Source organism: Paraburkholderia sp. MM5496-R1, assembly GCF_050436205.1.
GTDB classification, from domain to species: Bacteria; Pseudomonadota; Gammaproteobacteria; order Burkholderiales; family Burkholderiaceae; genus Paraburkholderia; species Paraburkholderia tuberum.
The window spans coordinates 1,628,265-1,654,235 of sequence record NZ_JBNDLT010000003.1; the positions used below are offsets into that span (position 1 = coordinate 1,628,265).

The window sequence follows — 25,971 nt, forward strand, 5'->3', positions numbered from 1 at the left end:
GTCAAATGGAACAACAGAAACAGGACGGCACTGGGGACGAGGAAGAATGCCTGCTTTGCCGTATCACCTATTCGATCTACTCAAACTTTCCGCCAATGCCATCCGCAATGGCGCTGAACATCGAAACCGGCAAATGGTTTCCGTTCGATAGGCTGAAGTCGTATTCAAACGGTTACGAGATGGCCGTAGCCCTGGGCACCGCATGGGCGTGCGATTGTCGCGGGCGCTCACGACAAGCGGACGACGCGAGCATGGCAAGCTCGCTCTATGGCAGCAGCCCGCGCGTGCCGGAGAATCTCGGCAATGCTCAGTCGTTCGTCTATCAGCCCGACATGCCGGACGGCGACGCTGTGCAGCTCGCCGGCGCCGATGGTCGGCCCGGTAACAATCAGGCGCAGAACAAGCAATTTAAGGCGGTGGTCAAAGCACTTGGACTAAGCAAGAATCAAGCACGCCGCCTTCACTACGATATTCAGATGGACGATCTTGAGTATCACGGCATGATGGAGCGCGCCCTGGACCTGTTTGGAGACAAATTGGAATGATCGATACGAAAGAGCAGGTAGGACTTCACCTTTCCGCCTTGATCGGGCTTAACGTTAGCGGAGTGGCGCACGCGGCCGACATGCTTACGTTACAGTTCGGTCCGCTTCGGGAGGTAAAGACCGGCAGAGGAACCATCAAGTATCTGGGCGATTGGGCGCTCCATATTCAGTGCGACTGGCGCATCGAGCAGGGACACGTGATCGTTGCGTCTTATTCGGACTTCGCAGCGTCTGAAGAGAGAACGAGAGTGACAACGGAACGAATCCGTGATCTCCTTGTGACACATGGCCCAACGGCTGTTTTGAATATCGAGGCGGGCGAGAACGGTGATGCCGTCATTTTGCTGGCGAGAGATATGCGACTAGTCATTCTTGCGGATGCGATACCTGATGATGAGGACTGGCGCCTATTCCCCTCGAATCCCGACGCGAAGCATTTCGTGATCGAGGGTGGCAAGGTCGATCCCTGGTCCTTGTCGTAAGGAGAGACTGGACATTGAGCGTCCCCTCATTACCGGTATTCCTGGTAATCGTCAGGTGATGCTCGACATGGCAGAGGTATCGACATTGAATAAATTTTGGAGGTGCTTCTTGCTAGTCATGGCGCTTTGCAGCTTTCGGCCGATATTTGCCGATGAGGTGATCAACGATTCGAATTGCATGCAGTACCTGGGCGGTGGCGGATTTGGAGATTTTGATTGCTATGAGCATCATGCAAGATCCCTTGAAGTCGACAACAAGAAACTGGCGAATTCAATTAAATCCGCACGAGGCATCAAAGGCGCGAGCAAGGCTGAGCTCGATCGGTACATGCGCGCACAAGATGAATCGGCAAAGGCTTGCGATCTAGCCCCTAAACTAGCTTATGATTGGAATATTGAAGAACCGCCAAAAACACACGTGGATATGTACGATGTCACGGGAGCGCGTTGCCATTATTCAATTCGCAAGCAGCAAAACGAAATCCTGCGCGACCTCTATTCGATAAAAACGGGTTGAACGACCCGTTTCGGCAGGGCCATTTAAAGGCGGGTCACGCAGGCAAGCGGCACCACCACGACTGAGCATCGGCCACGTCGCTTATCAACTCGATCCCGCGAGCACGAAGTCGTTAGGCATCGAACGCCGGGCTTACGGGTGCCGCGACGAGGCGTACATATTCCTCAAAATCCGCGCCGCGTTCCCCGGGCATTGCGCTCGTGACGAAGCCTCAGGCGGCGGAAGGAGCGAAGCCATGCGATCCGCCCCCGCCAAGCACCACTACTTCCACGCATACCTCATCCCCACCCAGAACCCCCTCGGCGCACCCGGCCCGACGAACTGCTCGTTGACCGGCGCCGTGCCGTTGAACGTATTGCCCGGTCCGGTAAAGAAGTTCTCCCCGAGCGCGCCGAAGCTCGCATAGCGCTTGTCGAGCAGGTTCGACACCGACGCGAACACCTGCAACTGTTTCGTCACCTGGTAGCTGGTGTCCATATCGATCAACAGATAGCCGGAGATCTTGCCGTTCACGTCCTGGTTGTTTTCGTCGCCCTGCGCGTAGATGCTGCCGCGCCACGTCAGATTCGTGCCGATTCGCCATTTCGCGGTGGCCGCGTAATCGAGCCGCAGCTTGACGGTCGTCGCCGGAATGCTCGGGATGTGATCGCCGGGATGCACGGTGATGTTGCCGTTCGCGTCGGCGCTCGAGTTGCTGGGGCTGCTTTCGACCCATGTCGACTGGTAGGTCGCATTGACGTAGCTATAGCTGCCGGTCACCGTGAACGGACCGTACTTCGTCTGCCCAGCCAGTTCGACGCCTTGCCGGCGCGTGCGCCCGACGTTCTGGAAAAACCCCTGCGAACTGCCCGCGCCGGTGCTGCTGATGAACTCGATGTCGTTGTCGAGCGTCGTGCTGTAGGCAGCCGCGCTCCATGTCGTGTTGCCGCCGATCCTGCCGCGCGCGCCGACTTCATAGGTCTTCGAAATGACCGGCTGCAACGACGGATCGGCGATGAAGTCGTTCGGCAGCGAACACGGCGCGTTCGGATCGGCGCAGGCCAGCTCGATCGCGGTCGGCGAGCGCATGCCCTCGTTGTAGGTCGCGTAGGCGGTGAGCGCCGGCGTCGGATTCCAGTTGATGCCGACCGCCGGATTGAAGCGCGAGAACGTATGGTGGCCGTCGAGCTGCGGCTGCGTGCCGGATTCGTCGCCGATCGTCGCATCGGCCCAGTTGTAGCGGCCCGACAGCGTCAGCGACCACTGCGGCGTCAGCGACAGCGTGTCGGTCAGGTAGATGCCGTAGTTCGTGTTGTGCGTGTTCGCGTTGGTCTGCTGTGCGAAATTCCCGATGCCGACCGTCGCGCGCGAATCGGTAAACGCCGCGTCCTGCGACGACTGCGTGAAGCGCGAGTCGGCGGCATCGACGGCCATGCCCGCGATGAACTGGTTCTGCATGCCGCCGAGCTTGCCGAGCAGCGTCAGTTGCAGGCTCGCGCCGTAGCTGTCGGTCGTCACGGTGGACTGTACGTTGGTCGCCTGCAACGTGTCGACGGTGCCGTCGGGATTGATCGTGCCGTAGTCGTTGTTGACGTTGCTGCTGGTGTTGGCATTGCGAAAGTGCCGGTAGTACGCGTTGCCGCTCAGCTCGACGTTGTCGTTGAAGTAATGATCGCCCGACAGCGTCAGGTAGCCGGCGCTGTTCTGATTCTGATCGGGATACGTGTACGGTTGCCTGGGGTTACCGAGGAACGAGCGCGGAATGGTTTGCGCGCCGTGCAGATCGTTGTCCGCGCCGCCGGCCGATAACGACAGCGTCGTGTCGGCGTCGGTATAGCGCAGCTTGCCGAACGCCTGGCGGATGCGGCTCTCGTTCTGCTCGGCCCAGCCGTTGTCGTTCGCGGCGTTGGCGGTGAAGTAGTAGTCGAGGTTCTGGCCGATCGTGCCGCCCTGTTCGATCTGCGCGGCCTTGCGTCCCCACGAGCCGCCCTGTATTTCGGCCTCGCCGACCGGGTTGTCCTTGCCATTTTTCGTCGTGATCGACAGCGCGCCGCCGAGCGTATTGAAGCCGAAAGTCGGATTGGAGCCGGGGATCAGCTGCATCGTGTCGATCGCCTGTTGCGGCAGCAGGTCCCAGTTCACGACGTCGCCGAACGGTTCGTTCATGCGCACGCCGTCGACGAATACCGACAAACCTTGCGGCGTGCCCAGCAGCGGTGACGCGGTGAAGCCGCGATAGAACAGGTTCATCTGATACGGGTTGCCCTGCGCGTCGGAGATCGTGACGCTAGGCAGATTCGCCGCGAGGTAGTCGCTGAGTGTCTGGCGGCCCTGCCGTTGGATGTCGGCCGCGTGGACCGTCTGCACGTTGGCCGGCACCTGCGTGAGCGGTGTGCCGATGCCGAGCAGCGGCGTGGTGCCTACGACGACGATCGGCGCGAGGGTCGTGGTGGGTGTCGTGTTGCTGTTGGCGTTGCCGTCGGCTGTGCCGGAAGAGGCAGCGGAAGACGCCAAGGCCGGCGCCGAGGCCGGCGCCGACGCCGCGACTGGCGGCTCCGCCTGCGCCCATACGCTCGTGGACAGACCGGCGAGCGCGCCGCCGACGCAGAAGGTGATGCCGGCACGCCGCTGAAGCCGGCGTTTGCGGCGTGCTTGTGATCGCATGCTCATCGTTATTGTCTCCTGCCGGCTTGATTTGTACGCGTGTCGCGCGTTGTTTGACGTTGGTGTAAAGCTTCGCATACGCGTCTGTAAGACGCGCGGGAGCTTTTCCCGATCTGCCGGGGAAGCGTTCCCAAACTCGCGCAAAACCCGCTGCGCGTGCCGGCGCTGAGTAGAATGCAAGCGTCATGTCAAGCGAACCGATCCATTCCTCTTCCGCTGACCGAGCGCCGCCATCGTCGCCGATATGGCGCGACCTCGGCTGGGTCGTCGCCGTGACCGTGCTCGCGGCGGTGCTCGGCGCCGCCTTCGATCTCAGCGAGAAGGTCTACCGGTTCACGCGTGGCATGGAGCGCTTCCAGCTCGACGAGTTGCCGGGCGCGCTGTTCGTGCTGTCGATCGCGCTCGCGTGGTTCGCGTGGCGCCGCTATCGCGATGCGCGCCGCGAACTGCGCCATCGCCGCATGCTCGAGGAACAGGCCGAACGACTGCTCGCCGACAACCGGCGCCTTGCCAGTCAGGCGCTGCAGGCGCAGGAACTGGAGCGCCGCCATCTGGCGCGCGAGCTGCACGACGAGCTGGGTCAATACCTGAACGCGATCTCGCTCGACGCGGCGCGCATCCGCGATCTATCGGGCGAGCGCGAGCCGGAAATTCATCGCATCGCGCTCGGGCTGATGCAGAGCGCGACGCATGTGTATCGCGAGATCGGCGGCATGATCCGCCGCCTGCGGCCGATCGGTCTCGACGAATTCGGCTTGCCGAGCGCGCTCGAACATTGCGTCGACGGCTGGCGCGAGCGCTTGCCCGAGGCGTCGTTCTCGATGACGATCGAAGGGGATTTCAGCGGCCTCAGCGATGCGTTGACGATCACGCTGTACCGGCTCGTGCAGGAAGGACTGACGAATGTGTCGAAGTTCGCGCGCCGCTCGCGCGTCGAACTGTTCATGGTGCGCGCGCCGCGAAAACACAACGGCGCGCAGATCGACGAGATCGTCGTGACGATGGCCGACGACGGCCCCGGCACCGATCTGACCAGGCCGCGCAGCGGGCTCGGGCTGATCGGTATGCGCGAACGCGTCGAGGCGCTCGGCGGCGAATTTCACGTCGCGAGCGAGCCGCAGCGCGGTTTTCTGTTCTGCGCGCGCGTGCCCGCTCAGGCGGGGCTGGCCGAGCCCGTGAACTGAAGCCCGAGGCGGCTTGCCATCTGCGCGAGCTGTACGCCGTTGTCGGCGCCGAACTTCTGCCGGATCACCGATTGGTGGTTGGCCACCGTTTTCTGACTCAAGCCCAGCTTTTCGGCGATGCTCGGCAGCGTATAGCCCTGCACGAGCAGCCGCAGCACCTCGAACTCGCGCGCCGACAACTGACGCCCCGGCGGCCCTTCGTTGAACGCGGTGCGCAGCGCGAGCGCCTGCGAGATGTCCGGGCTCAGGTAGCGGGCACGCCGCGCAATCGAGCGCACCGCTTCGACCAGCACGTCGGGCGCGCTCGCCTTGGTCACGTAGCCGAGCGCGCCCGCGTCGAGCGCGCGCCGCACGAAGATCGATTCCTCGTGCACGCTGAAGATCAGCACGCGCGCGTCCGGTTCGCGCGCGAGCATGCGCCGCATCGCTTCGATGCCGCTTGCGCCCGGCAGCGCCACATCCATCACGACCACGTCGGGCCGCAGCGCGCAAAAACGCTGGTAGGCCTGCGCGGCGTCGCCCGCTTCGCCGCACACCTCGACGTCGGCATTCACTTCGAGCAGACGCCGGTAGCCTTCGCGCACGACCGCATGGTCGTCGACGAGCAGAACGGAGATGGTGTCGGCACTCATGATTGGACTCCGGGTGATGCCCGGTTATCGCCGCCGGCGTCGGGCTCGCGGGCAGCGGCCGCGAACTTGCGTGAGTTGGCGTCGTTGCGGAACAGGATCGGCTGTTCGCGGGCCGCTGCTGTCGCCCCGGTTGCGGATGCAGATCCCGATGCTGCACGCCGCACGATCTTGACCACGGTGTCGTGAAACGGCGACTTGTCGCAGACCGGGTCGGCGTTGGCCGCGTCGCCGGTCAGCAGGTAGGCCTGGCAGCGGCAGCCGCCGAGGTCGAGGTCCTTTTCCTCGCAGCTGCGGCACGGCTCCTTCATCCATTGCAAACCCCGAAAGCGGTTGAACGCGTCGCTGTCGTACCAGATCTCGCGCAACGGCATGTCCTTCACGTTCGGCAGCGTCAGGCCGGGCAGGCCGCGCGCCGCGTGACACGGCAGCGCGGCGCCGTCGGGCGCGACGCCGAGGAACACCGCGCCCCAGCCGTTCATGCAGCGCTTCGGACGGCGCTCGAAGTAGTCGGGCACGACGAAGAAGATCTTGCAGCGCTCGCCATGCGTGCGGCGATAGCGCGCGACCACCGCTTCGGCTTCTTCGAGCTGCTGTTGCGTCGGCATCAGTTGCGCCTGGTTCTCGCGCGCCCAGCCGTAGAACTGCGTGTTCGCCAGCTCCAGATATTCGGCGCCTAGAGCCAATGCCATCTCGATGATCTTGTCGACATGCGGCAGGTTGTAGCGATGCAGCACGCAGTTCATCACCATCGGAAAGCCGTGCCGCTTGAGCGCGACGGCGACGCGCTGCTTCAGTTCGAAGGTGCGCGTGCTGCTCAGGAAGTCGTTCAACTGCTGCGTCGAATCCTGGAAGGACAGCTGGATGTGATCGAGCCCGGCGGCCTTCAGATCGCCGAGGCGCTGATCGGTGAGACCGACGCCCGACGTGATCAGGTTCGTGTAGAAGCCGAGCCTGTGCGCTTCTTCGACGAGTACTTCGACGTCGTCGCGCACCAGCGGCTCGCCGCCCGAAAAGCCGAGCTGCACCGCGCCGAGCGCGCGCGCCTCGCGCAGCACGTCGAGCCATTGCCCGGTGGTCAGTTCGCGGTTGTGATCGGTGTAGTCGAGCGGGTTGTAGCAGAACGCGCAATGCAGCGGACAGCGATAGGTCAGCTCCGCGAGCAGCCACAGCGGCGGCGGCACGACGGCGGCCGCGTCGCTTTGCACTTGCGCGCCGGGCTGAGAGCCAGCTTGAGAAAGATCGGTCATCGCGCTACTCCAGCCAGCCGCGCCCATGCGCGTCGGCGATGAAGGCCCGCACCTCGCTGCCGATGCCGGTCGTGTTGAACGCCTGTTCGAGCTCGGCGATCAGCGTATCGATGTCGCGTGTGCCGTCGCAGCGCTTGAGGATTTCTCCCGCGCTTTGATTGAGCTTCACCATGCCCTCGGGGTACAGCAGCACGTGCGCGTTCTGCGCGGGCTCCCATTGCAGGCGGAATGGCTTAGCGATCGCGAGCGGCGTGGCGGGGTCGGCGCGTCTCGAGTCGTTCATTGCGGAAATGCCTTCTCGATCGCGTCGAGCATGGTCCACAGAATGTCGAGCTTGAACTGCAGGATGTCGAGCGCCCGTTCCTGCTGATCGCGTCGCGTGAAATGGGCAAGCGTGACCTCGAGTCCGTGCTGCACATCGCGCTGCGCGAGTGAGATGCGCGAACGGAAATACGCGAGGCCCTCCGCTTCGATCCACGGATAGTGCTCGGGCCAGCTCGCGAGCCGGTCGCGATGCACCTGCGGCGCGAACATTTCGGTCAGCGACGAGCACACCGCTTCCTGCCACGGCGCGCGGCGCGCGAAATTCACATACGCGTCGACGGCGAAGCGCACGCCCGGCGTCAGGTGTTCGAGCGACCACAGTTCGTCGCGTGTGAGGCCGACCGCATCCGCGAGACGCGCCCAGGCTTCGATGCCGCCTTCCGCGCCATCGTAGCCGTCGTGATCGAGAATGCGCAGCACCCAGCGGCGGCGCGTCTCGCGGTCCGGACAGTTCGACAGCACGGCCGCATCCTTCAGCGGAATGTTGATCTGGTAGTAGAAGCGGTTCGCGACCCAGCCGCGAATCTGCTCGCGCGAGCAGCCGCCGCTATTCATCTTCACGTTGAACGGATGGTGGATGTGATAGGCGGTGCCCTTCGCGCGCAACTGCGCCTCGAATTCTTCACGGCTCCAGGCGGGTCGGTCGATGACTTGAGTTCCCGTGGTACTCACGTCGCGTGTTGGTGTCGTGTCCTGAATGTCTTTCGCGTTCATGCCGTCTCCGTTTTATCGTCGTTCACAGCCGCGCCTCGTTACCGCATCGCTGCGTACTCTTCACTGCGCGCCTCAAAGCTCGAAGCTCATTGCGTCATACGCGACCTCGATGCCATGCTCGCCCAGCATGCGCCGCTCGGGGCCGTCTTCGATCAGGATCGGATTCGTGTTGTTGATATGGATCAGCACTTTGCGTTTCGCGCCGAGCGAATCGAGTGTTTCGATCATGCCGCCCGCGCCGCTCTGCGGCAGATGGCCCATATCCGCCGAGGTCTTCTTCGACAGGCCGAGGCGGATCATTTCGTCGCCGGTCCACAGCGTGCCGTCGACGAGTAGCAGATCGGCCTCGCGCATCGCCGCCAGCACGTGCGGCTCGATCGCGCCGAGCCCCGGCGCGTAGAACACGCGCCGGCCCGATTGCAGGTTCGTCAGCACGAGACCGATGTTGTCGCCGCGCTCCGGCGCATCGCGATGCGGCGAGTACGGCGGCGCCTTGCTCGACAGCGGCAGCGCCTCGATGCGGATGCCGGGCAGCGCGTCGACGGCGAGCGGCGCGCCGTCGAGCGCGATACGGCGGTGCTCGACTCCGCAGTAGTGCGACAGGATCGGCGCGACCGGAAAGCCGGAGCGGAGGTCTTGCCAGACCGCATCGGTCGCGTATAGCGGCAGCGGGGTGTCGCGTTCGCGCAGCATCAAGAGGCCGGTCACGTGGTCGATCTGCGCGTCGATCACGAGCACCGCGGCGATGCCGCTGTCGCGCGCGCGCCGCGCGGGTTGAAGTTCGGGATGCGCGGCGATCTGCGCGAGCAGATCGGGCGATGCATTGACGAGCAGCCAGTCCTCGCCATTCGCGCTGACCGCGATCGACGACTGCGTGCGGCGCGTCGCCTTCACCGTGCCGCGACGCACTCCGTCGCAATTGCGGCAATTGCAGTTCCACTGCGGAAAGCCGCCGCCGGCCGACGAGCCGAGTACCTTGATCTTCATGCCGCGCGACGCATGCTGCTGCGCCCCTCTTCGACGGTGGGCGTGAACATCGCGGTGAGCGCCTGCGCGACGCATGCATGCAACGCGGGGTGGCTCGCCAGATGACCCGCCGCGCTGACAGACTCGACGCGCGCCGACGGAACCGCGCGCGACAGACGTCGCAGATTGCCGCGCGGACACACCGGATCGCGCGCACCATGCACGGCCGCAATCGATACCCCGGCCGCCGCTGCGCGGCGCGCGAGCGACAGCAAACGCGTCTCGCCGAGCCAGCAGCGATGCGCGAGGTAGTGCGCCTGAATCCGGTATTTGCCGATCAGCTTGCGCGCGTGGCGTTGGGGTTCGCGTGGGTTTCGCAGGTTCGCACGTCGTTGTGCGGCGCCTCGCGGCGATGCGCTCGCGAGCACCGCGTTTTCATAGCCGCGCCAGGCCAGCGCGAGCGCGCGTTGCCGCGCTTCATTCGCGCCGTATTGCAAGGTCTCGCCGCAACGCGCGGCCAGTGTCGCGGGCTGCTCGCAGCGAGCAGCGGCACGCAGTCTCGACCACGCACGCGGCGCGCGCTTGCGTGAGCCGATGAACAAACCGCGCACTTCGCGCGCGGACGTCAGGAACAGGCCGCGCAGCACGACGCCCGTCACCGACCGCGGACACTGCCCCGCATACGCGAGCGCGAGCGCCGCGCCCCACGATCCGCCGAGCACGCCCCAGCGCGCGAAGCCGAGCCGCGCGCGAATCGCTTCGAGATCGGCGATCAGATAGTCGGTGCGGTTGTGGCGCACGCTGCCGTGCGGCGTCGAGGCACCGGTGCCGCGCTGGTCGATCAGAACGACGCGAAAGCGCTGCAGATCGAACAGCCTCAGCACGCCGGGCTGACTGCCGCTGCCTGGGCCGCCGTGCAGCACCGCGACCGGCACGCCGTCGCGCGCGCCGGCCAGCGCATACCACACGCGATGGCCATCGCGCGTGCGCAGCGTATGGACTTCGAGCGCGGCGGCTGCCTGCGTGTGGCGCGATAAGCTTCGCATCGTCATGGCAGCATCCTCGCGAGCAGGTTGTCGCGATCGATCCACTGATGCTTGAACGCGCCCGCCACGTGCAGCACGATCAGCACGATCAGCGCGAAGCCGATGGCGTGGTGAAGGCCGAAGAACAGCGCGCGCAGATGCGCGTCGTCCCAGCCCCACTTCGGCAGCAGGATGCCCCAGAAGCGCGTGCCATAGGTGTTGAACGACGAGCCGAGATACCCGGCAAGCGGCATCGCCACCATGCCGACATATAAAAGACCCTGCGTAGTGCGCGCGGCGGCGCGTTGCCACGGTGGCATCGGCGGCAGCGGAGGCCGGTGAAGGACCAGCCGCGCGACGATGCGCAAAAGCACCAGCAGGAAAACCGTCAGTCCGAGCGACTTGTGCAGATTGATCAGCGTCGCCTTGACAGGCAAGCCCTTCGGCAATCCGACCATATAAAGCCCGAGTGCGAGCAGCCCGACGATCCCGAGCGCGATCAGCCAGTGCAGCGCGATCAGCAGCCCGGCATAGCGCGGGCCGCCGGCGCTGGCATTTGCGTTGACGTCGATATCAGGCTTCGCGTTTGCAGAATCCGCTGTCCTCATGCCCTGTCTCCATGCAACATCGTTGCGGGACGTTTCTTTTTTGCCGAACACCGTTTCAGTCGCGGCTGACATAGCTGGTTCAGCCGGCGATCAGTATTTCGCCACGGCCGTCGACCGCGAGGTCGCCCGTGAATCGGACCGGCAGACGGCCCGCGCGCCACTGCGAAAACGGCGCGATTTCGGCCGCGAGACTGCGTATGAGCAATGACCAGAATACGTCGAAACCGTGTCCGCCGCCGGTGAAAGTAGGGGGCGGCAGTGGCTCTGGCCGTTGCGCGAGCAGCAGCGTGCCACGCCTCATTGCATAGGCATAATGCGCGCCCAGTTGCCCCGCCACGCCGACGGTCCCCGCCACCAGTCGCGACGCCGCGAAGTCGCCCGCGTTGCCGCCGACCAGCACGAGGCCGCGGCGCATCCGGTCGGCGAGCCGCCCGCCGGCGTTGCCGTGGATCGTCAGCGTGCCGCCGCTCATGCCTTCCATATCGCCCGTCAGTGCGCCGGCGGCGAAGTCGCCGCTGTCGCCGCGCACCGTCACGCGTCCGCCGCGCATTTCGCAGCCGGTGAAATGCCCCGCGTCGCCGTCGATTTCAAGCAAGCCGCCGCTCATTCTGAAGCCGCTGTAGTCGCCGACCGAGCCGCGCGCGACGAGCCGTCCGCCATCCATCTGCGCGCCGAGCCTGTCGAGCCACCGCGTGGCGTCGTCGATCAGCAGCGTGGCCATGTCGTCGCCGGACGCAGGCGCGTCGTCGCGCGAAACCTCGAAGACGTCGCCGACCACGCAGCGCTCGTTGCCGGCCGGCAGCACGATGCGCTCGATCTCGGCCACGCTCATGCTGGCCAGCGCCGCGGGTGACAGCGCTGCGGCATCGACGCGAAAGCCGGGTGGTGTCTTCACGCGCAACGTGGTCGTGCTCATGCGTGACTCCCGTTGAGTCCCGCCGCCAGTTCGTGCAGATGAAAGTGATACGGCCCGAGCTTGCCGCCGTAGTTGCCCGCCGAAATGCGCAGCACGCCGGCCGCCCGGCCGAGTCCGGCGGCCGCGCCGATCCCCGCCGTCATCGCCGCGCCGACGTCGGCGTCGGTCAGACCGTCGATGACGATCTCCAGCACGCAGCCAACGTCCGCGCTCAACTCGCTGCGCCGCGCGAGGCCGATCAGGCTCGGGCAGAACGCGTCGTTGGTCGACGCGGTCGCGCCCGCGTACTTCGAGCCGATCTTCGAGCCCGAGCGCACGATGCCGCCGGGAAACGGCATGATCACGTTCGGCAGCCGGCGCATCGCGGCGACCGCGGCTTCGGCCGCCGCGAGCGCGGCGCCCAGGTCGCGCGCGAGCAGCAGCAGGTTGCCGCCGCCGACGGCCTTGACCGTCGCCGCCGCGTCTTCGCAGACGAACTCGCCGTCCATCACCGGCACGCGCCAGTAACGCGTGGGTCCGTTCCCCGCGTCGATCATCTTCGCGATCTGCCAGCCGTCGCCGAAAAAGCGCAGCCCGCTGCCGAGCGGCGCCGGGTCCGACAGCGGCGCGTGGCTCGTGGCCGGATCGATGCCGCCGTAGACGGCCGTGCTCGGACAGGTGAGCACGCACTGGCCGACGCGCCGGCCGATCTGCTTCGCGAGTTCCTTCGACGACACCGCGAACAACAGCACCGCGACGCCGGGCCGGCCGTCGGGCGTGGCCGCGGGCGCGAGCGCACGCTCGACGCCCGCCTCGCAGCCGCAACCGATCACCGAGGTGGCGAAGCCCGCCAGCGAGTTCGCCGCGTGCATTGCCCACGTCGGCGTGTGCGCGGTGATCACGAGCCGGGTCGCCTTCATCGGAAAGGCTTCGGCGAAGGTCGCGTCGATCGCGGTGCCGTTGATGTCGAGCGGGGCGGGAGCGTTCATCGTGGCCGCGTCAGGTTAGACATTCGACGGGCAATAGCCGTCCGCCGCGGCAGCAGCGGCAGGCTTCGTCGTCGCTGATCGCGGCGTGCGCGAAGTTGCTCGCGAGGTTCGCGTCGCTATACGCGCGCAGCGTTGTCTCGATGCCGCGATCGAATTGCGGCGCGACGAAATGGATGCCGCCCGTCGGCGTCGCGACCAGCGTGCCGTCGCGCGCGACCAGTTCGCCGTCCTTGAACACATAGGCCGGCGACGTGAACATCCGCTCGCGGTCCGGCTCGTCGCGATAGACGGCGATGTCCGCCGCCGCGCCCGCGCCGAGATGGCCGCGATCGCGCAGGCCGAGCAGCCGCGCGGGACCGGCGCGCGTGATGATCGCGATCTCGTACAGCGAGAATTCGCGTTTGAGCTCCGGCAGTGCGCTGGCGACCTGCGCTTCGGGATGCAGCTTCGCCAGTTGCTCATCGCGAAACGGCTTGTCCATCAGCAGGCGGATCAGATGCGGGTAGCTCGTGAACGGCCCGCCGTTCGGATGATCGGTGGTCATCGCGACGCGCCACGGGTCGTCGACGAGCAGGAAGATTTCGAGGCCGATGATCCATTGCAGCGCGTTCACGTAGCTCTGTTCGCGATAACGGAACGGCAGCACGCCGCAACCCGCGTCGCACTCGATGTCGCCCCCCACCCACTTGTGCGGCCGCGCGAGCGGCGCGTTGCGGAACTGCATCATCGTGTCGCCGGAGGCCGTGACGGTCTGTCCGAAGATGATCTGGCCGACGTCGATCGACACGTTCGGCCGCGCGTTCACGGCCTCCGCAATCTGCCGCGCGCCCGACGAAAACTTGCGCGAACCCTCAGTGCCATAGCTGTGAAACTGGATATGCGTCAGATGGATCGGCAGGCCGTCGGCGGCGTCCATCGTCGCGATGGTCGAGGCGAGGTTGCCGGGCACGCCGAGATTGCTCGTGTGCACGTGCAGCGGATGCGGCACGCGCAGCTCGGTCAGCGCGCGCGTCAGCGTGCGCAGCACGTCGCGCGGCGTGATGCCGTAGTGCGCGTGCGGCTCGTCGACGTCTAGCGAGCGCTGGTTGAACTTGAACGCCGAGATGCCGCCGGGGTTGACCACCTTGACGCCGAGCGCCTTGCTCGCGTCGATCGTCCAGCCGACGTAATCGCGCAGACGTTCGAAGTCGTCGCGCGCGGCGAGCATCCGCAGGAACAGCTCGTCGTTGCCGAGCATCACGTACGCGCCGTGATCGATGATCGGCGTGTCGCCCATTTCGAGGTGCGTGTGGCGCGCGTTGGACGGCATCATCGCCGGCTCGAACGCGGCCGTGTAGCCCATTTCGGCGTAGCGGTAGCCGGTCGCGAGCGTGCCCGGCGTGCAGACGCCGCACGACGGCAGGCGCAGGTAGCGGCCGTTGTCGTCGCGCGCGGCTTCGTAGGCGGCCTCGCGCGGCGCATGGGCGCCCCGCGCATCGGCGCGATGGTCCTCGGGCAGCAGCAGGCGCGACAGATTGGTCTTGCCGCCGCCGATATGCGAATGCAGGTCGATGCCGCCCGCCATCACGATCATGCCGGTCGCGTCGTATTCACGATCGACGGGCATGGTGGCGGGCACGTCGACGATGCGGCCGTCGCGGAACGTCAGGTCGCGGCGCTCGCCGTTGACGTTGTGGATCGGGTCGAACAACGTGCCGCCCTTGAGCCGGACGAGAGTCATGGCTGATCCTCGCGCGTACTCGAGCGTTCGCTCAATTGCCCGCTCAATCGCCCGCTCAACTTCGCGGCAATCGACGCCACCGACTCCAGCGCGGCACCACGCGCGGCGGTGAGCGGCATCACGACCGTGCCGTCGATGCGAAACAGATGTCCGCCGCTATCGACGCCCGGTGTCGCGACCGGCACGAACACGGTGTTCGCGCCGCGTGCCCTGGCGGCATCGGCGAGCGCCGGATGACCGAGCACGATCAGGGCAAGCGCGGGATCGAGCGACGCGGGCCACGCGTGCGGCGCGAAGCCCGCGATCCACAGCAGCGCATCGACTTCGCGTTCGGCGAGCAGCCGAGCCGTCCGATAGCGGTACGGATCGTGATCGAGCGGCGCGGTGCCCGCGGCGTGCGCCGGCATCGACACGCGCGTGCGCAGCGGCAAGCCGGACAGCCACGTGACGGTCTGATTGACCGTCAACGCGCCGTCGTCGCCGCCGAGCGTGAGACATGCCGCACGCGTCGTGCGATTCACGGCCTTCACGACCCGGTTCAGCGCTTCGATCAGCAGCGCCGCGTGCGGCGCGGGCAGTGCGGCCGGTTCGTAGACGACCACCGTATAGCGCCCGCCGGCGATGCGTGCGTGCAACGACGCGAGCGCGGTTGCCACGTTGGCTGCGCTGCCATCGCCATGGCTCAGCGCGGCGGCGTCGCGTCCTTCCGCGAGCGCTGACCACAGCGCGAGCGTGTCGTACGGATCGGTGTCCGGCAGCAGCGTGTCGATGCGCGTTTGCGCGAAGCCGGCCGCGGCCGGGTCCGCTTCGCAGCCGACGAAGACCAGCTCGCGCGCGAGTTCGGTGCCCGCCAGCGCGCGCGTGAAAAAGCGCGGATAGCGCCGCGACGGCTGACAGCCGAAGAACACCAGCAGGTCGGCGCGCGCGCGCACTTCGGAGAGCGTCGTAAAGAACGAGCCGCGGTCTTGCAAAGCGAGCGTCGCGGGCGTCAGCGCATCGCCGTGCAGATGATCGAGGATCGCGCCGCAGGCGGCGGCAAGCGGATACAGCGCGCGGATGCCGGCGACGTCGGTGGCGAGGCCGCCGAATAGCGGGCGGCGCGCGTTCGCGAGCAACTGCGCGGCGCTCGCCAGCGCGGCATCCTTGTCCGCTTCGTTGCCATCGACGGTGCAAGCGCATTGCGCGTCCGTTGCGCCGTACTGCGCGAGCGCGTGAGCGAGCCGCGAACATTCGGTGTCCGGCACATCGAGCGTGCCGTCGTCGTGGGCAGCGGCGGCCAGGTCGTCGCACAGCAAAGGGCAAAACGGACAGATCCAGTCGCGTGTGAGCGCCGCGGCGCGCGTTGCGCTCGGGCCGGGGGGCGATGGATCGATGGAGGGGCTATGCATGGGGCAGGTTTAGCAAGCTCCATGCCGATCTTTCGACCCTGCGGCAAGCGTGCCTGATCCTGCGTCGGCGCGCGCGTCAAAGGCCCGCTGCGCCATACAGAATGTGTGCCGTTCTGGAGCAGAGTGTCAAGCAGAGTGTCACACGCGAACAGTCCGGCTTGTGTTGCGTTTACCGACAGCGCTGTCAGAACGCGTGGCATGGAAATTGTATGGAAGGCCTACGCGGAATCGGAATGCGCGTAGTCGATCTGTCGATCGTGCAGCGCGGAGGCCACCAGCCAGGCGCTTGCGCCGGTGCCGGCCGCGGAGGCCAGATCGTCGCGATTGCGGATGCCGCCCGCGCCGATCAGCGTGGTGTGCGCGGCGGCCTGCGCGCGCACGCGCTCGAACGTCGCGAGATCGGGGCCGGCGTAGCTGCCGACCTGGTCGAGCGTCATCGCGATCACGCGCGGCGGCCACCACGCCGACGAGCGGTCGAGCGCTGCCGCGGCGAGCAGTTCGCCCGCCCGCTGATCGAGCGACAGGATCGGCGCAAGGCCGGCGCGCTGAGCCGCGTGCAGTGCGTGGATATCGCGCAGCGTCTCCGAGCCGAACACAGGCACGAGAGTCGCGAGGTGGGAACCGGCAGCAGGGCTGTCGTGTTGATCGATGGCGTCGTCGATGCGCTCGAACAGCGCGCGCATCGACGCGTAGTCCGCGAAACCCGCGTCGAGCCACAGTTCGATGCCGGGCAGCGCGGCCCGCAATGCGGCGAGCGTCGAAGCATGCGCGCCGCGCTGCAGGATGGCGCCGAGATCGGCGATATAGAGCGTGCGCGCGCCGCTGGCTTCGAGCAGCGCGCGGGCGGTGGCAAGTGGGTCGCTCGTCGCGACGAGGCGGGACTGGATCGGCCGATAGGCGCTCCGCTCGCCGCGCACCGCGCGTACGACCTGGCCGTCGAGCAGATCGAGAACAGGTATCACCTGCATAGGGGCGCTTTCCTTTGACCAGAATCTTTGTCTACGAGTATCTCACCGGCGGCGGCATCGACCCCCAGCTCGCCGGCCCGGGCAGTCTCGCCGATTTGAGCGCGCTGATCGTCGAAGGACGCGTGATGCGCGACGCGCTGGTCGACGCTCTGCGTGAACTCGACGGCGTGCAGGTCACGTTCGCGACCTCGCGCTTCGAAACGCCAGGGGCGGGCGAGGCCCATTGTATGGCCGGGCCCGGCGAATCGATGACGGCGTTCGTCGCGCGCGCGGCGCGTGAGCACGATTACGCGTGGGTCGTCGCGCCGGAATGCGACGGGCTGCTGCTGCGCTTTCACGATGCGGTCGGCACCGCGCGCTGGCTCGGCTGCGCGAAGGAAGCGATCCGCGTCGCGTCGAGCAAGAGCGCGACCGCAGCGTGTCTTGCCGCGCATGGCATTGCGACGACGCCGGCGCTCGAACCCGGCGACTCAGCCGCGCAGCACGACGGCCGCTGGGTGGTCAAACCGGACGACGGCGCGGGCGGCCTCGACACCATCGTGTACGAGCGTTTCGCCGATGCCTGCGCCGAATACGAGGCGCGCGCGGCGGCGGCGCGCAATCCGGTGCTGCAGGCGTGGGTCGATGGCGAGCCGTGGAGCCTGTCGCTGATCTGCCGCGGCGACGCTACCAAGCTCCTCAGCATCAACCGTCAGCAGATCGGGCTGAGCGGCGGCGACGCGTCGGGTGATGTTGCGCGGATCGTCGAGTTCGACGGCGTGCTGGTCGATCAGATCGACCAGCACAGCGACATGGGCCGCGCGCTCGACACGCTCGCGCATCGCGTCGCGCGGGCCATCCCTGGTTTGCGCGGCTTCGTCGGCATCGATGTCGTGTGGCATCCGCAACTCGGGCCGGTCGTGATCGAAGTGAATCCGCGTTTGACGGTCGCTTATGCGGGGCTGTCGGCGGCGCGCGGCAGCGGCCTGACGCGCGCGCTGCTGGCCGCGCATGGCGTGCGCATCGAGCGCTGCGGCGCGGCGCGCGCCAATTCGGCGACGTACGAGGTGCGCCCTTGAGCCCCGCCCGTTCGAACCCAGCGGCGCGGTTCGGCTGGGACGTCGGCGGCGCGCACGTCAAGGTGTCGCTCGTCGACGGCAGCGACGCCGTGCTGGACGTCGTGCAATGGCCGTGTCCGCTTTGGCAGGGGCTCGACCATCTGCACCGCGCGATCGACCTCGTCTTCGAGCGCTGGCCGCAGGCCCGCACGGACGCCGCGCAGCATGCGGTGACGATGACCGGCGAGATGGTCGACCTGTTCGCGGATCGCGGCGAAGGCGTGCGCGCGATCGTGGCCACGCTCGCGCGGCGGCTCGGTCCATCACTGCGTTTCTACGCCGGCGCCGCCGGCTGGCTCGCCGCCGCCGACTGCGCGGCCGGCTGGCGTCACGTCGCGTCGGCGAACTGGCTCGCGACCGCGAGCTGGGTCGCTACCTGCATGGCGAACGCGCTGCTGATCGACATCGGCAGCACCACCACCGACATCATTCCGATCGTCGACGGCCGCGTCGTCGCGCGTGCCGCGACCGATGCGGGCCGGCTCGCGACCGGCGAACTCGTGTATCACGGCGTCGTGCGCACGCCGTTGTGCGGCGTCGCGCAGCGGATCGAATTCGGCGGCGCCATGCTGAACGTGATGAACGAATGGTTTGCGACGACCGCCGACGTCTACCGGCTGACCGGCGAACTGGACCCGCTGCACGACGTGCAGCCGAGCGCCGACCAGGGGCCGAAGACGCAGGCGGCGAGCCGCGCGCGGCTCGCGCGCATGATCGGGCACGACGCGCACGACGCGTCGGACGTCGAATGGCTGCACTTTGCGCGGCGCTGGCGCGCGCTGCAGATGCGCGAAATCGGCGCGAACCTGATGCGGGTGGTCGCCGCGCAGCCGGCGCTCGCGGCCGCGCCGCTGGTGGGCGCCGGCTGCGGCCGCTTCCTCGTCGCCGCATTGGCGCGCGACGAGGCGCGCGGCTATATCGACTTCGGCGCGCTGGCGGGCGTGCCCGATGCTTGCGCGGCATGGGCGGCGACCTGCGCGCCGAGCGTGGCGGTCGCGCTGCTCGCGGCGCGCAATCCGGGGACGCGGCGCGCCGGCGCACGAGTAGCGCAAAGAGGGGCAGGGGACACGATATGGCGAGCGGGACAAGTTCGGTGATGAACGAGGTTGCGAAACGACGCGACCCGGCCGGGCACTCAACTGGACACGAGGGCAACAGTCATGTGGGTGGTCAAGATCGGAGGCAGCCTGAGTCACGACCCGGCACTGCGCCACTGGCTCAGTGAGCTATGCGAAGTCGGCGGCGGACGGGTCGTGATCGTGCCCGGCGGCGGCGATTTCGCGGACAAGGTCCGCCAGTACCAGGGCGAGTGGAACTTCGACGATCTGGCCGCGCACAACATGTGTCTGCTCGCGATGACGCAATATGCGCTGCTGATGCAGGGCGTTTCGCCCGAACTGGTGATCGCGTCGAGCGAGGCGAAGATTCGCCGCACCCTGCGTGACGGTCATGTGGCCGTGTGGGCGCCGACCGCGCTGATGCGCGACACGCCCGACGCGATGAGCAACTGGGACACGACCTCGGACAGCCTCGCCGCCTGGCTATCGACGATGCTCAACGCGGAGCGGCTGGTCGTCGTCAAATCCTGTCCGATCGCCGTCGACGATCCGCTCGAAACGCTGGCCGCGTCGGGGGTGATCGACCGCAAGTTCGTCGACTACGTGAACGATGCGAACTATGTGGTCGAATTGCTCGACAAGAGCAACGTCGCGCTGATGCGCGACCGTTTGCTGAATATTCCGGTGATGTGATCGGCTGCTACAGCCGCGTCGCGTTCGTCGAGCCCGGCAACGGCGCCGCGCCATCGACGCGAATCTCGCCAGCCGGCCGATGCAACGCGCTCGCCCATTGCGCGACGCGCTCGGGGTCGAGCCGCGAGCGGCGCCCGTCGGCGCACAGCGCGGTGCGAAAACCGGCCACGTCGGGCGCCAGCGCGCGGATCTGCGGCAGTTGCGCCCAGCCGAGCGCACCGGCGATGCCCGCCATCGCGCCGCGCTGACGCGCGAGCCGCAACCAGCGCGCGAGCGAGTCGACATCGACGTGATCGAACAGCGTGCCGCCGTCCTTGCTCGCGGTATCGAACATCAGGCCGGCGAAGCCGAGCGCCGCGGTGTGGCTGACCAGTTCGTCGTCCATGCCGCCGTCGCATAGCAGCACCGGCACGACGCTAGCCGGCAGATTCGCGAGCTGCTCGAGGCAGCGGCGCGCGGCCGGTCCGCGCGCGACGCCGACCTTCACATAGTCGACGCCGGCATCGCTGACGTCGATCACGCGCGCGGCGATCTCGTCGAACGCTTCGGCCGGCACGTCGCCGATCGCCGCGCTGATCGGCTTGACCGGGTAGCGCGCGCGAAGTTGTTGCGCGATGGTCGTGATGGCGCCGATCGACAGGCCGCCGAGCGCGCCGTCGTCCGGCTCTTTCAGGTCGATCAGCTCGGCGCCGGCGCGGGCGGCGTCGAATGCTTCGTCAGCCGAGCGGACGCTCGCGAGCAATGCGGTCATCGGGGTTCTCCGCGGAAGAAAGGGTTTTCAGTGATGGGCCGAAGCGGCGGCCTGATGCGCCGCGTCTGCGAGGCTCGCGCGATATCGCGCGATCGCGGCGACGAGCCAGCTCCATGCGGTGCGCTCGTTGTCGCCGGCGGTTTTGTCGATCGCGATCTGCAGATACGCCATTTCTCGATCGACCTTGTCGGCCGGCAGCATGAAGAGCCGGCTCACCAGAATCGCGCCTTCCACGACCGCCGACTGCGCGCGATTGAAGCCCGCGAACGGCGCGTGGTTTTCACGGTGCACGCATTTCATCACCAGCACCGGGCGCTCCGCGTCGTCGCGCAGCTCGTCGAGTTCGAGCTCGGCGTGGGCCAGCGACTCGGCCAGACGTACGCTCGGCACGCGGCTCGCGGCCACGGTCGGCCAATCGGTCGCGCAGTGCGTGACGCAGCCCGCGAAGATACGCACGTCGGTGGTGAAGTTCAGCACGGCCGCGCGCGTCGCGATCACGTTGTCGAGCGTGACCGACGGGCGGAACGGCGCAAGGATGATGCGCTCACCCTCGTAGCGCGCGCCCATTGGCGCGATATGAGGACGGCCATCGCACGCTGCCGTGGTGACGATCGTTTCGTGGATCATGGCTGGGAACGTGTGTCCCGACAGCGCCGGAAGGCCGGCCGTCAGCAGAGGTCAAACACAAACGGGAACCGCAAAGGGGCCGCGGCGTGCGGCCCGGTTGCGGGCTTAACGCGTAGCGACATACATCACGATTTCAAAACCGAGGCGTACGTCGGTGTAGCTCGGAGTCGTCCATTGCATACGTGCTTTCTCCTTCGGTTGAAACAGCGGGTGGAACAGCGTTGCGCCGCCGGCCCGGCGTGATGCCCGGTGTCGACGGCAGCCGGCATCATGCAAGCTCCGTGCCCATGCCCGTTCCGGCCGGCCAGGCGTGCGTGCATTCGACGGCCAATACAGCACCCGGCGAATTGCGCCACGCCGTGGCGCTCGCGCGGGTTGCCAGACGCAAAGAGCCGCGCGGTGTGGCGAAAACGAAGCAAAGTGTGCCATCGCGATTCGCTAATTCGATTGCGCTGTCACGCCGCGCCCGCCTCGCTCACCAACACATTTTGCTCCGATTCGCGTCGCACGGCTCGAAAAAGAACCTCACGATGTGATAGCGATAACCGATCCGTTAAGTCTGCCAAATAAAATCGTGAATTCACCTTGGGCGTGTCCGTGCCTACAGTGCAACTCAAGCGCTTCGTTCTTCCGGCAGTGCGCTTGCCACCTTCGAGGACACGTCATGAACGATTTCAGTCAACCGCCGATCCAGCCCGAACCTCAAGCGCGCGATCCGCACAATCCGCGCGAGCGGTACGCGGCGGGCGTGATGAAATACCGCGAGATGGGGTACTGGCAACCGGACTACGAACCGAAAGACACCGACGTGATCGCGCTGTTTCGCATCACGCCGCAACCCGGTGTCGAACCCGAGGAAGCGGCCGCCGCGGTGGCCGGCGAATCGTCGACCGCGACGTGGACGGTGGTGTGGACCGACCGGCTCACCGCCTGCGACATGTATCGCGCGAAGGCGTATCGCGTCGAGCCGGTGCCGGTGTCTCGCGCCGACGAGCCGCAGTACTTCGCGTATATCGCTTACGAACTCGATCTGTTCGAAGAGGGCTCGGTCGCGAACCTGACCGCGTCGATCATCGGCAACGTGTTCGGCTTCAAGCCGCTGAAGGCATTGCGGCTCGAAGACATGCGCATTCCCGTCGCGTATCTGAAGACGTTTCAGGGGCCGCCGACCGGCATCGTCGTCGAGCGCGAACGGCTCGACAAGTATGGCCGGCCGCTGCTCGGCGCCACGGTCAAGCCGAAGCTCGGTCTGTCGGGCAAAAACTATGGACGGGTGGTCTACGAAGGCCTGCGCGGCGGCCTCGATTTTCTGAAGGACGACGAGAACATCAACTCGCAGGCGTTCATGCACTGGCGCGACCGCTTCCTGTTCGCGATGGAGGCGGTGAACCGCGCCCAGGCGGAGACTGGCGAGCTCAAAGGGCACTACCTGAACGTGACGGCCGGCACGATGGAGGACATGTACGAGCGCGCCGAATTCGCGAAGGAGCTCGGCTCGTGCATCGTGATGATCGACCTCGTGATCGGCTGGACCGCGATCCAGTCGATGTCGCGCTGGGCCCGCAGGCACGACATGATCCTGCATCTGCATCGCGCGGGGCATGGCACCTACACGCGGCAACGCAACCACGGCATCTCGTTTCGCGTGATCGCCAAATGGGCTGCGCATGGCGGGCGTCGATCACGCGCATGCGGGCACCGCGGTCGGCAAGCTCGAAGGCGATCCGCTGTCGGTGCAGGGCTACTACAACGTGTGCCGCGACGCGCACAACGCGGTCGATCTGTCGCGCGGCATTTTCTTCGACCAGCCGTGGGCCGGCTTGCGCAAGGTGATGCCGGTCGCCTCGGGCGGGATTCACGCGGGGCAGATGCATCAGCTGCTCGACCTGTTCGGCGACGACGCGATCCTGCAGTTCGGCGGCGGCACGATCGGCCATCCGGCCGGCATCCAGGCCGGCGCGACCGCGAACCGCGTCGCACTCGAAGCGATGGTGAAGGCGCGCAACGAGGGCCGCGACATTCTGCGCGAAGGGCCCGACGTGCTCGAAGCCGCCGCGCGCTGGTGCACGCCGCTCAAGCAGGCGCTCGATACCTGGCGCGACGTGAGCTTCAACTACGCATCGACCGATACGCCCGATTTCGCCGCCACGCCGACGGCGGCCTAGCCACGCCGAGCTTTTCCCGCGAGCGCCTCACGAGCGCATCCGCAACGCGGTGCAACGGCACCGCGCGGGGCACCGTTGACGCCGTTCCGAACGCGACATCCATCCACGAGGTTCGTCATGCGTATTACTCAAGGAACGTTTTCTTTCCTGCCCGAGCTGACCGACGAGGAAATCGGCCTGCAGATCGACTACGCGCTGCGCCAGGGCTGGGCCTGTTCGGTCGAATTCACCGACGACCCGCATCCGCGCAACACGTATTGGGAAATGTGGGGTCTGCCGATGTTCGACCTGCACGACGCGGCCGGCGTGTTGCAGGAGGTCAGGGCTTGCCGCGAGGCGCGGCCGCAGCACTACATCAAGGTCAACGCGTTCGACTCGGTGCGCACCTTCGAGACGATGCGCCTGTCGTTCATCGTCAACCGGCCGGACGGGGAGCCGGGCTTCCGGCTATTGCGGCAGGACGCGCAGGGGCGCACGCAGCGCTACAGCATGACGGGCTACGCGGGCGACCGGCCAGCGGGCGAGCGTTACGGCGCGGCGGCCTGACGCCGCTGATCGCGCAACAACGCACACGACGACCCGCAGCGAGGAGGAACCATGACAGACGCCGCCATCGTGGACGCACTGCCCGCGTCCACCGCGCTCAGCGACGCCGCCGCGCCCCACATCGACCTCGCGGCACTGTACCGCGACTCGGGCATCGGCGACGTGCTCGGCGAACTCGATCGCGATCTGGTCGGGCTCGCGCCCGTGAAAACGCGCATTCGCGAAGTCGCCGCGCATCTGCTGGTCGAGCGCGCGCGGGCTTCGCTGGGTCTCGCGGGCGGCGCGCCGACCTTGCATATGTGCTTCTCCGGCAACCCCGGCACCGGCAAGACGACGGTTGCGCTGCGCATGGCGGAAGTGTTGCACCGGCTTGGCTACATTCGCCGCAATCATCTGGTGTCGGTCACACGCGACGATCTGGTCGGCCAGTACATCGGCCACACTGCGCCGAAAACGCGCGATGTGCTCAAGCGCGCGATGGGCGGCGTGCTGTTCATCGACGAAGCGTATTACCTGTATCGCCCGGAGAACGAGCGCGACTACGGGCAGGAAGCGATCGAAATTCTGTTGCAGACGATGGAGAACCAGCGTAGCGACCTGGTCGTGATTCTGGCCGGCTACGCGTCGCGAATGGAAGTGTTCTTCGAGAGCAATCCGGGTTTCCGCTCGCGCATCGCGCATCACATTACGTTTCCCGATTACGAGGAAACGGAGTTGCTCGAAATCGCCGAACGGATGCTCGGCACCATGCATTACCGCTTCGATGCCACGTCGCGCCGCGCGTTCGCCGACTATCTGGCGCGCCGCATCCGTCAACCGAATTTCGCCAACGCGCGCTCGGTGCGCAACGCGCTCGACCGCGCGCGGCTGCGCCAGGCGAATCGCCTGTTCGCGAGCGCCTTGCAAGGCGGCGAGCCGATCGACGCCGCCACGCTGACGCTGATCGATGCCGCCGACGTGCGCGCGAGCCGCGTGTTCGACGCGCCGCCGCAGTCCTCGCATTCGCCTTCCACCGCGCGCGCCGTCACGGCGCCGCCGGGCTGAATCACGACACCATCGACGGAGAACGCCATGCAGGACGGACGCACGACACTTTCGAAGTTCCTGATCGACACGCTCGATCGCCCGCCGTGTACGGACGACACGCGCGACACTGCAGGACTCTCCGCGCTGCTGATCGACGTAGCGGCGGCCATCAAGTCGATCTCGGCGATGCTGACCAAGGGCGCGCTAGGCGGCAACTACGGTTCCGCGCAAACGCTCAACACGCACGGCGAGCAACAGAAGAAGCTCGACGTCTCGACCAACGAGATCTTCGTGCAGCAATGCGAGTGGGACGGCTTGCTGGCCGCGATGGTGTCCGAGGAAATGGAGCACGTCTACGCGATTCCGCCGGACTATCCGCGCGGCGAGTATCTGCTCGCGTTCGATCCGCTCGACGGCTCGTCGAATATCGACATCAACGGCGTGGTCGGCTCGATCTTCTCGGTGCTGCGCACGCGCGACCCGGCAGAGGATGCAACCAGCGAAGCCGCGTTCCTGCGGCCGGGCTGCGAACAGGTCGCGGCCGGCTATGCCGTGTATGGACCGTCGACGATGCTGGTGCTGTCGGTCGGCAATGGCACGCATGGCTTCACACTGGAGCGCGAGATCGGCAACTTCGTGCTCACGCATTCGAACATCCGGATTCCGGAGGAAACCGGCGAGTTCGCGATCAACGCATCGAACGAGCGCTTCTGGGAGCCGCCCGTGCGCCGCTACGTGCAGGAGTGCAAGGACGGCCGCAGCGGTTGCCGCGCGCGCGACTTCAACATGCGCTGGATCGCGTCGATGGTCGCGGAAGTGCATCGCATCCTGATGCGCGGCGGCGTGTTCATGTATCCGCGCGACTCGAAAACGCCGGCGATGGAAGGACGCCTGCGCCTGCTCTACGAAGCGAACCCGATGAGCTTCCTGGTCGAGCAGGCGGGCGGTCTCTCGATCACCGGCCGGGAACGCATTCTCGACGTCGCGCCGCGTGCGCTGCATGGCCGCGTGCCGGTGATTCTCGGCTCGAAGAACGAGGTCGAGCGCATTGCGCGCTATCACGGCGAATACGACCGCGGCGAGGACAAGCCGTTCACGTCGCCGCTGTTCGGCACGCGCTCGTTGTTCCTGCCGGATTTCACGGCGTGATCGGCGACCGAC

26 protein-coding genes and 1 pseudogene are annotated in these 25,971 nt (G+C 66.7%); 11 read left to right on the forward strand and 16 right to left on the reverse strand.

Going from position 1 to position 25,971, the window contains the following annotated elements:
• The first annotated feature begins 5 nt into the window (after positions 1–5).
• From OKW38_RS33720 to OKW38_RS33730, 3 genes are all read left to right on the forward strand, one after another.
• The gene (locus tag OKW38_RS33720; RefSeq protein ID WP_341809930.1) at positions 6–545 is read left to right on the forward strand and encodes a hypothetical protein; all 540 of its coding nucleotides are present in this window, start codon (positions 6–8) and stop codon (positions 543–545) included.
• On the forward strand, positions 542–1,027 hold the full coding sequence (locus OKW38_RS33725) for a hypothetical protein (RefSeq protein WP_090809023.1): 486 nt from the start codon (positions 542–544) through the stop codon (positions 1,025–1,027). The genes OKW38_RS33720 and OKW38_RS33725 overlap by 4 nt, the downstream gene beginning before the upstream one ends.
• Positions 1,028–1,136: 109 nt before the next feature.
• Positions 1,137–1,544, forward strand: coding sequence for a hypothetical protein (locus OKW38_RS33730; protein WP_143037255.1), 408 nt, complete (start codon positions 1,137–1,139; stop codon positions 1,542–1,544).
• 261 nt (positions 1,545–1,805) lie between these two features.
• On the opposite strand, the gene OKW38_RS33735 is transcribed toward OKW38_RS33730, so the two are convergent.
• The gene (locus OKW38_RS33735; protein WP_429365048.1) at positions 1,806–4,193 is read right to left on the reverse strand and encodes a TonB-dependent receptor; all 2,388 of its coding nucleotides are present in this window, start codon (positions 4,191–4,193) and stop codon (positions 1,806–1,808) included.
• 179 nt (positions 4,194–4,372) lie between these two features.
• Between OKW38_RS33735 and OKW38_RS33740 the strand changes: the two genes are divergently transcribed.
• Positions 4,373–5,371 carry a histidine kinase gene (locus OKW38_RS33740; protein ID WP_429334349.1) on the forward strand — a complete coding sequence of 333 codons (999 nt, stop codon included), beginning with the start codon at positions 4,373–4,375 and terminating at the stop codon, positions 5,369–5,371.
• Here OKW38_RS33740 and OKW38_RS33745 read toward each other — a convergent pair.
• The 12 genes from OKW38_RS33745 to OKW38_RS33800 form a co-directional block, all read right to left on the reverse strand.
• Positions 5,341–6,003, reverse strand: coding sequence for a response regulator (locus OKW38_RS33745; RefSeq protein ID WP_090809031.1), 663 nt, complete (start codon positions 6,001–6,003; stop codon positions 5,341–5,343). The two genes, OKW38_RS33740 and OKW38_RS33745, sit on opposite strands and share 31 nt — an antisense overlap.
• Positions 6,000–7,250, reverse strand: coding sequence for a pyrroloquinoline quinone biosynthesis protein PqqE (gene pqqE, locus OKW38_RS33750; protein WP_429365049.1), 1,251 nt, complete (start codon positions 7,248–7,250; stop codon positions 6,000–6,002). The genes OKW38_RS33745 and pqqE overlap by 4 nt, the downstream gene beginning before the upstream one ends.
• Before the next feature lie 4 nt (positions 7,251–7,254).
• Positions 7,255–7,533 (reverse strand): pyrroloquinoline quinone biosynthesis peptide chaperone PqqD, encoded by a 279-nt coding sequence (gene pqqD / locus OKW38_RS33755; RefSeq protein ID WP_429365050.1) that lies wholly within the window; start codon positions 7,531–7,533, stop codon positions 7,255–7,257.
• Positions 7,530–8,288 (reverse strand): pyrroloquinoline-quinone synthase PqqC, encoded by a 759-nt coding sequence (gene pqqC, locus OKW38_RS33760; protein WP_429365051.1) that lies wholly within the window; start codon positions 8,286–8,288, stop codon positions 7,530–7,532. Before pqqC ends, pqqD begins: the two co-directional genes overlap by 4 nt.
• Before the next feature lie 72 nt (positions 8,289–8,360).
• Complete coding sequence (gene pqqB, locus OKW38_RS33765) at positions 8,361–9,275, reverse strand: pyrroloquinoline quinone biosynthesis protein PqqB (RefSeq protein WP_090809037.1); 915 nt, start codon at positions 9,273–9,275, stop codon at positions 8,361–8,363.
• Positions 9,272–10,306, reverse strand: coding sequence for an alpha/beta fold hydrolase (locus tag OKW38_RS33770; protein WP_090809039.1), 1,035 nt, complete (start codon positions 10,304–10,306; stop codon positions 9,272–9,274). Before OKW38_RS33770 ends, pqqB begins: the two co-directional genes overlap by 4 nt.
• Complete coding sequence (locus tag OKW38_RS33775; protein ID WP_425199373.1) at positions 10,303–10,887, reverse strand: cytochrome b; 585 nt, start codon at positions 10,885–10,887, stop codon at positions 10,303–10,305. The genes OKW38_RS33770 and OKW38_RS33775 overlap by 4 nt, the downstream gene beginning before the upstream one ends.
• A 79-nt stretch (positions 10,888–10,966) precedes the next feature.
• Positions 10,967–11,803: a formylmethanofuran dehydrogenase subunit C gene (locus OKW38_RS33780; RefSeq protein WP_429365052.1), complete on the reverse strand. Its 837-nt coding sequence runs from the start codon at positions 11,801–11,803 to the stop codon at positions 10,967–10,969.
• Positions 11,800–12,771 (reverse strand): formylmethanofuran--tetrahydromethanopterin N-formyltransferase, encoded by a 972-nt coding sequence (gene fhcD, locus OKW38_RS33785; RefSeq protein ID WP_429365053.1) that lies wholly within the window; start codon positions 12,769–12,771, stop codon positions 11,800–11,802. Before fhcD ends, OKW38_RS33780 begins: the two co-directional genes overlap by 4 nt.
• 10 nt (positions 12,772–12,781) lie before the next feature.
• Positions 12,782–14,491, reverse strand: a complete 1,710-nt coding sequence (locus OKW38_RS33790) for a formylmethanofuran dehydrogenase subunit A (protein WP_429365054.1) — start codon at positions 14,489–14,491, stop codon at positions 12,782–12,784.
• A complete protein-coding gene (locus OKW38_RS33795; protein WP_429365055.1) occupies positions 14,488–15,879 on the reverse strand; it encodes a formylmethanofuran dehydrogenase in 1,392 nt (463 codons plus the stop codon). Before OKW38_RS33795 ends, OKW38_RS33790 begins: the two co-directional genes overlap by 4 nt.
• Positions 15,880–16,097: 218 nt before the next feature.
• Positions 16,098–16,847, reverse strand: a complete 750-nt coding sequence (locus OKW38_RS33800) for a HisA/HisF-related TIM barrel protein (protein ID WP_429365056.1) — start codon at positions 16,845–16,847, stop codon at positions 16,098–16,100.
• Between the two features lie 14 nt (positions 16,848–16,861).
• On the opposite strand from OKW38_RS33800, the gene OKW38_RS33805 reads away from it, so the two are divergent.
• From OKW38_RS33805 to OKW38_RS33815, 3 genes are all read left to right on the forward strand, one after another.
• Positions 16,862–17,905, forward strand: coding sequence for an ATP-grasp domain-containing protein (locus OKW38_RS33805; protein ID WP_429365057.1), 1,044 nt, complete (start codon positions 16,862–16,864; stop codon positions 17,903–17,905).
• Positions 17,902–19,041, forward strand: coding sequence for a hydantoinase/oxoprolinase family protein (locus tag OKW38_RS33810; RefSeq protein WP_429365058.1), 1,140 nt, complete (start codon positions 17,902–17,904; stop codon positions 19,039–19,041). The genes OKW38_RS33805 and OKW38_RS33810 overlap by 4 nt, the downstream gene beginning before the upstream one ends.
• Positions 19,042–19,104: 63 nt before the next feature.
• The gene (locus OKW38_RS33815; RefSeq protein WP_018424588.1) at positions 19,105–19,695 is read left to right on the forward strand and encodes an aspartate/glutamate/uridylate kinase; all 591 of its coding nucleotides are present in this window, start codon (positions 19,105–19,107) and stop codon (positions 19,693–19,695) included.
• A gap of 7 nt (positions 19,696–19,702) precedes the next feature.
• On the opposite strand, the gene OKW38_RS33820 is transcribed toward OKW38_RS33815, so the two are convergent.
• From OKW38_RS33820 to pqqA, 3 genes are all read right to left on the reverse strand, one after another.
• Entirely contained in the window at positions 19,703–20,446 is a 744-nt protein-coding gene (locus OKW38_RS33820) for a (5-formylfuran-3-yl)methyl phosphate synthase (RefSeq protein WP_429365059.1), read from the reverse strand.
• 27 nt (positions 20,447–20,473) lie between these two features.
• Complete coding sequence (locus OKW38_RS33825; protein WP_429365060.1) at positions 20,474–21,073, reverse strand: DUF447 domain-containing protein; 600 nt, start codon at positions 21,071–21,073, stop codon at positions 20,474–20,476.
• Positions 21,074–21,178: 105 nt separating this feature from the next.
• Positions 21,179–21,502 (reverse strand): pyrroloquinoline quinone precursor peptide PqqA, encoded by a 324-nt coding sequence (pqqA, locus tag OKW38_RS33830; RefSeq protein ID WP_311734754.1) that lies wholly within the window; start codon positions 21,500–21,502, stop codon positions 21,179–21,181.
• Positions 21,503–21,824: 322 nt separating this feature from the next.
• On the opposite strand from pqqA, the pseudogene OKW38_RS33835 reads away from it, so the two are divergent.
• The 4 genes and pseudogenes from OKW38_RS33835 (at position 21,825) to OKW38_RS33850 (ending at position 25,959) form a co-directional block, all read left to right on the forward strand.
• A pseudogene (locus OKW38_RS33835) lies at positions 21,825–23,238 on the forward strand (form I ribulose bisphosphate carboxylase large subunit).
• 117 nt (positions 23,239–23,355) lie between these two features.
• Entirely contained in the window at positions 23,356–23,784 is a 429-nt protein-coding gene (locus OKW38_RS33840) for a ribulose bisphosphate carboxylase small subunit (protein WP_429334335.1), read from the forward strand.
• A 51-nt stretch (positions 23,785–23,835) separates the two neighbouring features.
• Positions 23,836–24,828 carry a CbbX protein gene (gene cbbX / locus OKW38_RS33845; RefSeq protein ID WP_429334334.1) on the forward strand — a complete coding sequence of 331 codons (993 nt, stop codon included), beginning with the start codon at positions 23,836–23,838 and terminating at the stop codon, positions 24,826–24,828.
• Between the two features lie 27 nt (positions 24,829–24,855).
• On the forward strand, positions 24,856–25,959 hold the full coding sequence (locus OKW38_RS33850) for a class 1 fructose-bisphosphatase (protein ID WP_429365061.1): 1,104 nt from the start codon (positions 24,856–24,858) through the stop codon (positions 25,957–25,959).
• Positions 25,960–25,971 lie beyond the last annotated feature (12 nt).